12 protein-coding genes and 1 tRNA gene are annotated in these 11,483 nt (G+C 67.6%); 2 read left to right on the top strand and 11 right to left on the bottom strand.

From position 1 onward, the window contains the following. Positions 1 to 134 precede the first annotated feature (134 nt). Both rarD and yedA read right to left on the bottom strand, forming a co-directional pair. Positions 135 to 1,052 (bottom strand): EamA family transporter RarD, encoded by a 918-nt coding sequence (gene rarD, locus ABE424_RS18980; protein WP_346491696.1) that lies wholly within the window; start codon positions 1,050 to 1,052, stop codon positions 135 to 137. Then, entirely contained in the window at positions 1,049 to 1,951 is a 903-nt protein-coding gene (yedA, locus tag ABE424_RS18985) for a drug/metabolite exporter YedA (protein ID WP_179460465.1), read from the bottom strand. Before yedA ends, rarD begins: the two co-directional genes overlap by 4 nt. 177 nt (positions 1,952 to 2,128) lie before the next feature. Between yedA and ABE424_RS18990 the strand changes: the two genes are divergently transcribed. Continuing rightward, positions 2,129 to 3,463: an MFS transporter gene (locus ABE424_RS18990; RefSeq protein ID WP_176990148.1), complete on the top strand. Its 1,335-nt coding sequence runs from the start codon at positions 2,129 to 2,131 to the stop codon at positions 3,461 to 3,463. A 162-nt stretch (positions 3,464 to 3,625) separates the two neighbouring features. On the opposite strand, the gene ABE424_RS18995 is transcribed toward ABE424_RS18990, so the two are convergent. From ABE424_RS18995 to ABE424_RS19010, 4 genes are all read right to left on the bottom strand, one after another. Then, positions 3,626 to 5,278, bottom strand: coding sequence for a M28 family metallopeptidase (locus tag ABE424_RS18995; RefSeq protein ID WP_346491773.1), 1,653 nt, complete (start codon positions 5,276 to 5,278; stop codon positions 3,626 to 3,628). Between the two features lie 70 nt (positions 5,279 to 5,348). Beyond that, entirely contained in the window at positions 5,349 to 6,281 is a 933-nt protein-coding gene (locus ABE424_RS19000) for an MBL fold metallo-hydrolase (RefSeq protein ID WP_346491697.1), read from the bottom strand. A 40-nt stretch (positions 6,282 to 6,321) separates the two neighbouring features. Further along, positions 6,322 to 6,651: a hypothetical protein gene (locus tag ABE424_RS19005; RefSeq protein WP_346491698.1), complete on the bottom strand. Its 330-nt coding sequence runs from the start codon at positions 6,649 to 6,651 to the stop codon at positions 6,322 to 6,324. 170 nt (positions 6,652 to 6,821) lie between these two features. Further along, a complete protein-coding gene (locus tag ABE424_RS19010; protein WP_346491699.1) occupies positions 6,822 to 8,111 on the bottom strand; it encodes a tryptophan--tRNA ligase in 1,290 nt (429 codons plus the stop codon). Between the two features lie 107 nt (positions 8,112 to 8,218). Here ABE424_RS19010 and ABE424_RS19015 point away from each other — a divergent pair, with 107 nt between their 5' ends. Continuing rightward, positions 8,219 to 9,019 carry a hypothetical protein gene (locus tag ABE424_RS19015; protein ID WP_346491700.1) on the top strand — a complete coding sequence of 267 codons (801 nt, stop codon included), beginning with the start codon at positions 8,219 to 8,221 and terminating at the stop codon, positions 9,017 to 9,019. Between the two features lie 91 nt (positions 9,020 to 9,110). Here ABE424_RS19015 and ABE424_RS19020 read toward each other — a convergent pair whose 3' ends face one another. The 5 genes from ABE424_RS19020 to ABE424_RS19040 all read right to left on the bottom strand — a co-directional run. Further along, complete coding sequence (locus ABE424_RS19020; protein ID WP_019185523.1) at positions 9,111 to 9,332, bottom strand: CsbD family protein; 222 nt, start codon at positions 9,330 to 9,332, stop codon at positions 9,111 to 9,113. A 201-nt stretch (positions 9,333 to 9,533) separates the two neighbouring features. Further along, complete coding sequence (locus ABE424_RS19025) at positions 9,534 to 9,671, bottom strand: entericidin A/B family lipoprotein (RefSeq protein ID WP_123731139.1); 138 nt, start codon at positions 9,669 to 9,671, stop codon at positions 9,534 to 9,536. 191 nt (positions 9,672 to 9,862) lie between these two features. After that, positions 9,863 to 10,783 (bottom strand): arginase, encoded by a 921-nt coding sequence (gene rocF / locus ABE424_RS19030; protein ID WP_346491701.1) that lies wholly within the window; start codon positions 10,781 to 10,783, stop codon positions 9,863 to 9,865. 93 nt (positions 10,784 to 10,876) lie between these two features. Continuing rightward, positions 10,877 to 10,952, bottom strand: a tRNA-Thr gene (locus ABE424_RS19035). Between the two features lie 41 nt (positions 10,953 to 10,993). Further along, a partial coding sequence (locus ABE424_RS19040) for an SPOR domain-containing protein (protein WP_346502003.1) occupies positions 10,994 to 11,483 on the bottom strand: 490 nt, incomplete at its 5' end.

Raw genomic sequence — 11,483 nt, forward strand, 5'->3', positions numbered from 1 at the left:
CGTCCCCCCGGCCCTGGGTGTGTGGTCCTATTCCCCCCCTTGTGGTGTGGTTGGGGGGGCCCCCCCCCCCCCCCCCCCCCCCCCCGCCCAGCCAGCCATCCCCGCAGCCCAAGGCTTCAAGGCTTCAAGGCTTTTCAGCCTTTCAAGCCCCCAACCCGCGACCGCCAAACACCGTCGCCGATGAACAGCAGCAGCCCGGTCCAGATCGCAGCGAAACCCACCGCCTTGGCCGTATCGAACGGCTCGCGGAAAAAGAACACGCCCAACACCAGGCCGATACTCGGCGCGATGTACTGCAGGATCCCGACCAGCGACAGCGGAATCCGCTTCACCCCGTACGCAAACCCGATCAACGGCAACGCCGTCACCGCACCACCGAAGATCAACAGCGCATCGTTGCGCCAACCCCAGCCACTGAAGAACGCCCCGCCGTGCCCGTTCTCGCTCCACAGCGCGAACCCGATCGCCGGCAGGAACAGATACAGACTCTCCACCCCAAGGCCGGCCACCGGGTCCACCGAGATCATCTTGCGCAGCAGGCCGTACAGACCGAACGAACAGGCCAGCCCCAGCGCGATCCAGGGCGGCGTTCCCGCATCGACGGTCAGCCATGCCACCCCGAGGGCCGCGCACCCCACCGCGAGCCACTGCAGGCGGCGCAGGCGCTCTTTCAAGACCACCACGCCGAGCACCACGCTCACCAGTGGGTTGATGAAGTACCCCAGGCTGGTCTCGATCACGTGACCGGCATTGATCGCCCAGATGTACAGGCCCCAGTTGAACGCGATCGCAACGCTGCTCAGCGCCAGCGTCGGCAGCGCGCGCGGCTGGGCCGCGATGGCCCTCCACCAGCCCATCCCGTTGCTCAGCAGCAGCCAGGCCACCACCAGCACCGTGCTCCAGATGATGCGGTGCGCGATGATCTGCTGCGACGGCACCGCCTTGAGCAGGTGCCAGTAGACCGGCACCAGCCCCCACAGGGTGAAGGTGAAGGCGGTGATCGCGAAGCCGCGGCGCTGCTCCTGCAGGCTGTGTTGCGCAGGCAGGCTCACTTCGCGCGCGTCCGGGCCAGGGTCAGCACCACCACGCCGGCCAGGATCACCGCCATTGCCAGCAGGTCACGCCCGCCGAAATGCTCGTTGCCGATGATCACGCCCAGGATCACCGCGATCACCGGATTGACGTAGGCATAGCTGGCCACCAGCGCCGGGCGCACGTTGTGCAGCAGCCACACGTACGCGGTGAAGGCGACGATCGAGCCGAACATGCACAGGTAGGCCACCGCCAGCAGGCCATTCATGCTGGGCCAGGTGGTCGGGCGTTCGCCGCTGAGCAGGCCGAGCACGATCAGCATCGCGCCACCGCAGAGCATCTGCCCGGCAGCGGTCATGAACGGGCTGGGCAGGTCCAGGCCGCGTGCCCAGATCGAGCCGAAGGCCCAGCCGATCGGCGCGATCAGCAGCAGGATCAGGCCCTGCGGGGAGGCGGTCAGGCTGCTGCCGGCGTTGAGCCAGACCACCCCGAGGAAGCCGATCGCAATGCCCAGCCACTCGCCGCGGCTGGCGTTCTGGCCGCGCATCGCGCCGAACAGGGCCATCCACAGCGGCACCGAGGCCACGGCGGTCGCGGCCAGGCCCGAGGACACCGTGCGCTCGGCCAGCACCACCATGCCGTTGCCCAGCACCAGCATGGTCAGGCCCATGATCGCCAGGTTCCGCCACTGGCGCCGGGTCGGCGCGGGCGAGCCACGCCAGCGCAGCACGGCATACATCAGCGAGCCGGCGATGATGAACCGGCCGCCGGAGACCATCGTCAGCGGCAGCGCGCCGCCTTCCAGCGCCAGCCGGATCCCGAGATAGGTGGACCCCCAGACCACGTACACCAGCAGCAGCGCCAGGACGACCAGGCCGCTGCGGGGAGCGGCCGACGGGGATTCGGGTAGGACGGCCATGGGCCACCACGGTACGGGGGAACCCGGATTCTAGGCGGTTGCCGATGCCGCGGCACCCCTTGTGCTGGCACGCTGATTTCACCAGGCCGCCGCGTGATGCCTGACACGCACCCGTTTTTGACGTGCGGTAAGGTAACAAGAGCAATCAACGCTTCCCAGCCAGGACCCCTACCCTGCATGAGCACTTCCGTCCCCGCCACCGCGGCACACCCCGAACGGGCCGCCCTGCGGCGCTCCATCTCCAACACCCTCAAAGGCTCGGCCGGCAATCTGGTCGAGTGGTATGACGTCTACGTCTACTCGGTCTTCGCGGTGTACTTCGAATCCCAGTTCTTCTCGGCCGCCGACAAGAACTCCACCATGTATGTGTGGGCGATCTTCGCCGCCACCTTCCTGATGCGCCCGATCGGCGCGTGGTACTTCGGCCGCTTCGCCGACCGCTACGGCCGACGGCTGGCGCTGACGGTGTCGGTCACGGTGATGGCCGCCTGTTCGTTCCTGATCGCGATCACCCCGACCGCCTCGCAGATCGGCATCTGGGCGGCGGTGATCCTGCTGTTCGCGCGCCTCCTGCAGGGCTTCGCGACCGGGGGTGAGTACGGCACCAGTGCGACCTACATGTCCGAAGCCGCCATCCCCGGCCGGCGCGGCTTCCTGTCCTCGTTCCACTACGTCACCCTGGTCGGTGGCCACGTGCTGGCGCAGCTGACCCTGCTGGGCATGCTGACCTTCTGGGACAAGCCGGAGATTTCCGCATGGGGCTGGCGCGTGGCGTTCGGCATCGGGGGCATCGCGGCGATCGTGGTGTTCTGGCTGCGCCGGAGCATGGACGAATCGCTGCAGACCGATTCCATCGAAGCCGCACGCGATGGCCGCGCCAAGGCCTCCGGCTCGATGCGTGAGCTGTTCGTCAACCAGTGGCGTCCGCTGCTGCTGTGCTTCCTGATCACCGCTGGCGGCACCGTCGCGTTCTATACCTATTCGGTCAACGGGCCGAAGATGATCCAGAGCGCGTTCGCGGGCGATGACGTCATGACCGGCACGATGATCAACCTCGGCGTGCTGACCTTCCTGATGGTGCTGCAGCCGATCGGTGGCTGGCTGTCGGACATGGTCGGGCGCAAGAGCCTGCTGGTGTTCTTCGGCATCGGCGGCGTGCTGTACAGCTGGTACCTGATCACCGAACTGCCCAACCAGCACGATCCGTTCATGGCCTTCCTGGTGCTGGGCATCGGCTTCGTGATCCTGACCGGCTACACCTCGATCAACGCGGTCGTCAAAGCCGAGCTGTTCCCCACCCATGTGCGCGCACTGGGGGTGGGCTTCGGCTATGCGATGGCCAACTCGCTGTTCGGTGGCACCGCGCCGCTGCTGTACCAGGGCGCGCTGAAGACCGGCCAGGTCGGCATGTTCGCGGTGTACGTCACGGCGATCATCGCGGTATCGCTGGTGGTCTACATGTTCTTCCTGACCAACAAGGGCCCGAACTGGCTCGATGGCACGCGCAAGTAGGGGACGCGCCATCGCATACGCGCTGGCGCCCCACGCTTTGCTGCGCAAACCGCGGGCCCCTTCTTACCAACACCCAGACCCCCGCCACTACGCGGCCGCCCCCTGACTCAGGGGGCTTTGGTTTTGCTCGCGGATGCGGCGATCCCGCAATCCACCCCTACATCAGCGGCGCGCGGACTCGGTCTTTTCACGCTCGGCGCGGAATTCAGAGTCCTCTTCCCACTGCGGCCAGCGACGGCTGTTGGCCAGTTCCGCGCCCAGGTCGTAGACCAGCAGGGTGTCGGCGGCGTGGCCACTCGGGTCCCAGCCCGGGGTCCAGGCATCGCAGGCCTGGTGGTAGCAGGCGGCGAAATACGCATCGCGCAGCTCACGGCCCTTTTCGACGCCACCTTCGCGCATGTCCAGCCCCGGGCCGATGGTGATCGCCGGCACGCCGAGGCGGGCGAAGGCGAAATGGTCGGCGCGGTAGAAGAAGCCGGCTTCCAGGTTCGGGTCCGGCGAGTAGGTCCGGCCCCGTGCCTTGGCCACGCGCTCCAGGTCCCCTTCCAGCGAGACCCGGCCCTTGCCCCACGAGGCGATGTCGCGGGTCGGGCCATCCGGGCTGAACATCTCGATGTTCAACACCGCAGCGGTCTTGTCGAGCGGGGCGAGCGGGTGTGCGGCGTAATAGCTGGCGCCGAGCAGGCCCTTCTCTTCCGCGGTCAACGCCACGAAATACAGCGTGCGCTGCGGCTGCGGGCCGGCAGCGAAGACGCGGCCCAGCTCCAGCACGGTGGCCACGCCGGTGGCGTTGTCGATCGCGCCGCGACGGATGCGGTCGCCCTTGGCATCGGGCTGGCCGATACCGAACGCGTCCCAATGCGCGGAGAAGATCACCGCTTCATCGGCATGCGCGCCACCCGGCAGCTTGGCCACCACGTTGCGGGTGATCACCTGCTCGCGCTTGAGCTTGAAGTCGACCGAGAGCTGCGCATCGCCCAGGGCCACCGGCTTGAAGGCCGGGGTCATGGCGCGGCGCTTCTCGGCCTCGAAATCCAGGCCCGCGTCGCGGAACAGCTGCTCGGCCAGGCTGCGCTGCATCCAGCCGCGCACCGGTACGTGCTGGGCCAGGGCCTGCTCGCGGGTGCGTTCGATATCAAACAGCGGCGAGGTGCCCGAGCTCTTTACCGTGGCCCAGCCGTACGCGGCCGGCGCGGTCTCGTGCACGATCAGCACGCCCTGCGCACCGCGGCGTGCGGCCTCTTCGAATTTGTAGGTCCAGCGGCCGTAGTAGGTCACGGCCTTGCCATCGAACGCGCCCGGCTGGTCGGCCTCGAAATCGGCGTCATTGATCAGCACCACGGCGATCTTGCCGTGCAGGTCGACGTCCTTGTAATCGTTCCAGTGGCGCTCGGGCGCATCGATGCCGTAGCCGACGAACACCAGCGGTGCGTTCTTGATCGCCACCGCATCCTGCGGGCGCAGGCTCTGCAGGGTCACGTCCTCGCCATTGGCCAGGGCGCGCTGCTTGCCCTTCTGGCGCAGCTGCGCGCGCACCGGGCCATCGACCTGCGCGCGCACCATCGGCACCGGCTGCACCCAACCGCCGTCGACGCCACCGGGCTGCAGGCCGTACTTCTTGAATTCCTCGATCAGGTACTGGACCGTGCGCTCTTCACCGGGCGTGGCCGGCGCGCGGCCTTCGAACTCGTCCGAGGCCAGGATGCGCACATGCCGCGACAGGGCCTGCGGATCGATGCCGCCACCGGGCAGATCATTGGCGGCGTGGGCCAGGCCGCCCACGAACAGGCAGGACGACAGCAGCAGCATGCGCATCGGATTCACGGCAGACACCAGGACGAAAACGGGACACCGGAGTGTAACGTGACACCCCCGTGACCGTGCACTAGCGGCGATCGCGATCCAGCCAGCAGGCCAGGCCCTGCGCGTTGAGTTCGATATCCATGGCGAGCACGTGGGTCACCGCTTCGTCATCCAGCGGGCAACCGTGAGCCTGCGCGCGTTCGAGGTACAGCGCGGTCAGTGCCGCCACCAGGCAGCGATGCCGGTCCGGCCGACCATCGCATTGGCGACCGATCTCGACCATCGCATCGATCTGCTCGACGAGATCCGCCGCCAGTTTCCGCGGCGGTGCCACCGGCCCGTAGTGGGTCAGGTACATGGCCTGAGGATCGTAGGCCAGCATCTTCGCGATCGACTGCTTCAGCGGCTCGGGATCGAACTGGACCGGCGATGACGTCGGCACGATGAACGCGCCCTGCGCACTGTCCAGCTCGCGGTAGGACAGCCCGAAGGTGTCGCCGGTGAACCAGCTGCGGCTGCGTGCATCCCACACGCACAGGTGATGGCGCGCGTGTCCGGGGGTATCGATGCACAGCAGCGGGCGGCCGGCCAGGTCCACGGTGTGGCCATCCTCGGCGATCATCACGCGCGCGGCGGGCACCGGCAGCACCGGGCCATAACTGCGTGCGATCTCGGCTTCGCCATAGACCTCGGTGGCCCCGGCCACCAGGCGGGTCGGATCGAGCATGTGCGGCGCGCCGCGCGGGTGCACGACCAGGGTGGCGTTGGGCAATTGCTGCATCAGCAGGCCGGCGCCGCCGGCGTGATCCAGGTGCACATGGGTCAGGATCAGCCAGTCGACCTGTTCCGGCACGCAGCCGGCGCGCGTCAATGCGGCGAGCATCGCGGGCACGGCCAGGCCGGTGCCGCAATCGATGAAGGCCGCCCGGCCGTTCTCGACGATCAGGTAGGCCGCGTCGAAATCATCGCGCTGGAACGCGGTGTCGATCGTATGAATGCTGGGGTCGGAGTGCATCAACACATCCCTGGCACGAAACGCCCCCATCTTACGTCGATCAGTGCAGCGGCTTCGATGCGGCTTTGGTCGCAGTTGCACTCAGCAGTGGTCCACGCAGCAGCACGGCGGCCACCATCACCGCCAGGAACGCACCGTAGGCGTAGAGCACCGCCAGTACCTGCCGCCAGATTGGTCCGGCATCGTTCTGGACCACGCCGATGTGGTGGCCCCACAGCATCGCCAGGATGCTCAGCACGAAGGCCAGCACCAGCGCGACACCATCGAACAGGCGGCGCGCGGTGCCACGCGGCTGGCGCGGGAACAGCCAGTACAGCGTGCCCAGCAGCACGAACCAGGGCAGGAACAACAACAACGACAACCAGGCCATCGCAGTCTCCCGTGCAGGAACACGCCCCTGCGGCGTGCAGGGGCATCATGCCATAGCGGTGGCATCGACCCACGGTCGATGCCTGCGTGACGGGGCGTTCGCCTGGTTGCCGGCCAGCGGCGGGCACTACCTGATGCTGCGGTTGCCTGGTCGCCGGGCAGCGGCAGGCGTTACCCGCGCAGCGCCTGGAGTGCGGCCAGCACTACGTCGACCTCGGCCTCGAGCTTGAACAGCTCGCTCTGCAGCCCGTCGCCATGCTCGGTCTGCTTGAGCACGCCGATCAGCTGGCCGGCATCGCGCGGCGAATCGAAGCCTTCGCTCTGGATCAGCGGCGTGCCGTCACCGGCCTGCAGCTTGAAGTAGAAACGGCCGTCCTTCTCGCGGTACTGCTTGAACAGCGGCGGTGCGGCGCGCGCGGCCTCGCTTTCCTCACTGGGCACGTCACCGGCGGTGGACAGATCGCGCAGGCCGACCGCATGGCGCAGCTCCTTGAGCAGCGGCACGGCGAACTGCTCGCGCAGTTGCTGGCCACGACGGCGCAGCAGCGCCTCGATCTTTTCCGGCTCGGCCATCAGCGCGTCATAGCGCTCGCGCAGCGGGGTGATCTCGCTGTCGATGCGCTCGAACAGCTGCTGCTTGGCATCGCCCCAGCTGATGCCGTCGGCGAACGCCTGCGCGAACGCAGCGGTCTGTTCCGGGGTGGCGAAGGCCTGGTACATCTGGAACAGCGCCGAGCCTTCGGTGCTCTTCGGCTCGCCGGGCGCGCGCGAATCGGTGAGGATCGCGAACACCAGCTTCTTCAGCTCCGCGCGCGGGGCGAACAGCGGGATGGTGTTGTGATAGCTCTTGCTCATCTTGCGGCCATCCAGGCCCGCGAGCGTGGCGACCTGCTCATCGATCACCACCTCCGGCAGCGGGAAGAATTCCTGGCCGTAGACGTGGTTGAAACGCTGGGCGAAGTCGCGCGCCATCTCGATATGCTGGATCTGGTCGCGGCCGACCGGCACGCGGTTGGCCTTGAAGATCAGGATGTCGGCCGCCATCAGCACCGGGTACATGAACAACCCCGCGCTGACCCCGGCGTCATCATCCAGCTGCTCCTCGCGGTTCTTGTCCACGGCCGCCTTGTAGGCATGCGCGCGGTTGAGGATGCCCTTGCTGGCGATCACGGTCAGGAACCACATCAGCTCGGTGGTTTCCGGGATGTCGCTCTGCCGGTAGAACCACACCTTGTCCGGATCCAGCCCGCACGCCAGCCAGCTTGCCGCGATCTCCAGCGTGGAGCGCTGGGTGCGCTCCGGCTCCTGCGCCTTGATCAGGCTGTGCAGGTCGGCCAGGAAGAAGAAGCTCTCGATATTCGAGGCCTGGCTGGCGGTGATCGCCGGACGGATGGCGCCGACGTAGTTGCCCAGGTGGGGCGTGCCGGAGGGGGTGATGCCGGTAAGGACGCGGGTAGTCATGGGGAATCAATGCGGACAGATGAACCGCCCCAGTTTACCTGCCCGCGCTCGACCCCGTTGGCCGGGCCCGTGCGTTTGATCCTGCACCTGCCCTGCGGAGCCCTGCCATGAAACGCCTGATCCTGCCCCTGCTTGCCGTGCTGGCCCTGTGCGGCTTCAAGCCGGCGCCCTCTCTGCGCTACGACACCGGGCCCGTCCACCTGACCGTGATCGACCGCGACAGCGGCCAGGCCCTGACCCAGTACCGCCAGGGCAGCCAGCGCTGGGTGGCGGGGCAGCAGGGCCATCGCTACAGCGTGCGGCTGCGCAACGGCAGCGCCGAGCGGGTGCTGGTCGTGCTCTCGGTCGACGGTCTGAATGCCATCAGCGGCGAGGTGGCTGCCCCCGGCCAGACCGGCTATGTGCTCAACCCGTGGCAGACCACCGATATCCACGGCTGGCGCAAATCCTCCGACGAGGTCGCCCAGTTCGTGTTCACCGATCCGGGCCGCAGCTATGCGGCCCGTACCGGGCGCCCGGACAACATCGGGGTGATCGGGGTGGCGGTGTTCCACGAAGCCGGGCGGGTGTCCTGGGAAGCGGCGCCCGCGGTGGCCGGCGCGGCCGATGCCAAGGCACGTCCGCAGGCGCGCGCATCGACGATGGAGAGCGCACGCGTGACCGGTTCCTCGGCCCCCGCCCCCCAACTGGGCACCGGCCATGGCCAGCGCGAGGCCTCGCGCGTGCGCAACACCTCCTTCGAGCGCGCCACGGCGGATCCCGCGCAGCAGCTGCAGGTCCGCTACGACAGTGAGCGCAATCTGAGAGCACGCGGGATCCTTCCACGGCGGAGCACGCCGCCGCGCGACGCGCCGCAGGCCTTCCCCGGCCAGTACGTGCCGGACCCGCCGCCGTACCGCGATCGCTGATCCCGGACCAAGCGCATGAAAAAACGGGCCGCTCTCGCGGCCCGTTCCGGTTTCAACCCCCGACGGCTGAACCGTCGCTACGGATCACCCCTCAGTGGTAATCCGGATAATCCTTGCGCATGGCGGCTTCGAAGTCGCGGACTTCGGTTTCAGCACGGTCGCGTGCCCAGCCATAGCGTTCCTGCAGGCGTCCTGCGAGGTACTCGGCATTGCCTTCGGCCACCTTGAAATCGTCGTCGGTCAGGTCGCCCCACTTGGCCTGCGCCTTGCCCTTGAGCTGCGTCCACTTGCCGGAAATGATGTCTTTGTTCATGGGTTCGCTTCCTTGATTGCAACGGCCATCTCGCCGTGGGACCAGAGTGCGCCAAGGCGCGTTGCCGCACGGTCAAGCGGCGATGAAACGCATGCTCACGAGCTTGAATGATTCACTACGGCATCCGTCCGCACTGTCATACCGCGGACATGAAAAAGGCCGGGAATTCCCGGCCTTTTTCGTTGACTGCTGATCCGCGGATCAGTTGCCCTTGGCAGCGTCTTCGACCGATTCACCGGCCTTCTGCACGTCCTTGCCTGCACCAGCAACGGTGTTGCAGCCGGACAGCATGGCCACCGAGAACATCGACAACAGCATCAGTGCGATAACACGCTTCATGGGGTTCTCCTGGTTGTTCAAATTCAATACCGAAATCCGGTCCCGCCTGTCAGGAGAGCACGCCAGCGCAGCTCCCCTTCCTGACCTGCAGTGCCGTGGGTCGAAACACACAGCGCCGCGTGACGTGCAATCTGGCTGGAGCGGCGTGCAGCGGATGTGAATGCAGGAAAACGCTGTTCAGCCAGAAGTTCTCAATCGCGCATCAGCGTCGATTTGCCGAACAGGCTTTCGACCAGATCCACCGCCAGTTCGGCCGTGGCATTGCGGTTGTCCAGCAGCGGATTCAGCTCGACGATGTCCAGCGAGCCCATGCGCCCGGTGTCGGCGATCATCTCCATCACCAACTGCGCCTCGCGGTAGTTGACCCCGCCCGGCACCGTGGTGCCCACGCCCGGCGCGATGCTGGGATCCAGGAAGTCCACGTCGAAGCTGACATGTAGATGGGTGTTGGCATCGATGCCGGCCAGTGCCGCTTCCATGGTGCGCTTCATGCCGGCTTCGTCGATGTAGCGCATGTCGTAGACATCGACCTGGTGCTGCTTGATCAGGCGCTTCTCTTCCTGGTCCACCGAGCGGATGCCGATCTGGTGCACCTGCTGCGGGCGGATCGCGGGGGCGTCGCCGCCGAGCCGGGTCAACGCATCCGGGCCGAGCCCGCACAGGCAGGCCACCGGCATGCCGTGCACATTGCCCGACGGGGTGACCTCGCTGGTGTTGAAGTCCGAATGCGCGTCCAGCCAGAGCACGCGCAGGTCCTTGCCCTGCTCACGGCACCAGCGCGCGACCGCGCTGATCGAGCCGATGCCCAGGCAGTGGTCGCCGCCGAGCATGATCGGCATGCGGCCGGCCTGCAGTTCGGTGTAGGTGGCGTCCATCAGCGCGCGGTTCCAGGCGGCCACCTCGTCGAGATGGCGATAGCCCTGCACCGGTGCCGTCCATGGATTGCGCGGGCCGTCCAGGTTGCCGAGATCGCGCACCTCCACGCCCCGCGCGATCAGCGCATCACCCAGGCCCGCGATGCGCAGGGCGTCCGGTCCCAGACCCGCGCCACGGTGGCCCGCCCCGATGTCGGTGGGCACGCCAATCAGGGAAACCGGGGAATACATCGCCATCGCTGTTGCCTCCATTGCAAAGAGGAACAGCATAGCCAGCGCGAGGCGATACGACTCGCGGCGCTGCAGCAGCCGTCATCGACCGTGCAGCAATGGTGCCGGCACCCGGATTCGAACTGGGGACCTACCGCTTACAAGGCGGTTGCTCTACCAACTGAGCTATGCCGGCATCGGCATCGCGGCGGGACGACCCGTCGCGGAGCCGGGATTCTAGCGCACGCGCGCGCATTCCAGCGAGCGCTGCTGGGCTGCGCCGCTGCGCTGGCGTGCCGCGGCGGCCTCTGTACCCGCTGCCAGGGTCGCATCCAGCCACCACTGCGCGCTGCCATCGCCACCGCTGGCGACCATCTTCGCCTTGAAACCGGCCGCGCTCAGCGCCGCCAGGCGGCGATCCGCGCCTTCCCGGTTGCGGTACTGGCCCAGCGCGATGGCATGGGTCTCCTCGCCCTGGGCAATGATGTAGTAATCGCTCACGCCGGCCGCAACGATGCGCTTGACCGTTGCCTGCGCCTCTTCCCGGCTGGCGGCGGGCGGCAGCAGCACCCGGTAACGGGTGGCGCCGGCATCGGCGACCTCGCGCAGCCGGGCCGTGCGCAGGGCACTCCCGGCGCGGGACTGGGCGGCCTGGGCCGTCGCGCGGTCGGCGAAGGGCCCCAGGCTGACGCATTGGGCTGGCGCGGCCGGCGGCGCGACCGGTGCC

Origin of the sequence: Stenotrophomonas sp. TWI1149, from assembly GCF_039673155.1 — a bacterium.
GTDB classification, from domain to species: Bacteria; Pseudomonadota; Gammaproteobacteria; order Xanthomonadales; family Xanthomonadaceae; genus Stenotrophomonas; species Stenotrophomonas maltophilia_AA.

Bases quoted from the DNA above. Each gene is read 5' to 3' on its own strand.
- ABE424_RS19000 (WP_346491697.1), bottom strand. From the start codon at position 6,281: ATGCACTCCGACCCCAGCATTCATACGATCGACACCGCGTTCCAGCGC.
- ABE424_RS18990 (WP_176990148.1), top strand. From the start codon at position 2,129: ATGAGCACTTCCGTCCCCGCCACCGCGGCACACCCCGAACGGGCCGCC.
- ABE424_RS18995 (WP_346491773.1), bottom strand. From the start codon at position 5,278: ATGCGCATGCTGCTGCTGTCGTCCTGCCTGTTCGTGGGCGGCCTGGCC.
- rocF (WP_346491701.1), bottom strand. From the start codon at position 10,783: ATGGCGATGTATTCCCCGGTTTCCCTGATTGGCGTGCCCACCGACATC.
- ABE424_RS19005 (WP_346491698.1), bottom strand. From the start codon at position 6,651: ATGGCCTGGTTGTCGTTGTTGTTGTTCCTGCCCTGGTTCGTGCTGCTG.
- yedA (WP_179460465.1), bottom strand. From the start codon at position 1,951: ATGGCCGTCCTACCCGAATCCCCGTCGGCCGCTCCCCGCAGCGGCCTG.
- ABE424_RS19010 (WP_346491699.1), bottom strand. From the start codon at position 8,111: ATGACTACCCGCGTCCTTACCGGCATCACCCCCTCCGGCACGCCCCAC.
- ABE424_RS19025 (WP_123731139.1), bottom strand. From the start codon at position 9,671: ATGAAGCGTGTTATCGCACTGATGCTGTTGTCGATGTTCTCGGTGGCC.
- ABE424_RS19020 (WP_019185523.1), bottom strand. From the start codon at position 9,332: ATGAACAAAGACATCATTTCCGGCAAGTGGACGCAGCTCAAGGGCAAG.
- ABE424_RS19015 (WP_346491700.1), top strand. From the start codon at position 8,219: ATGAAACGCCTGATCCTGCCCCTGCTTGCCGTGCTGGCCCTGTGCGGC.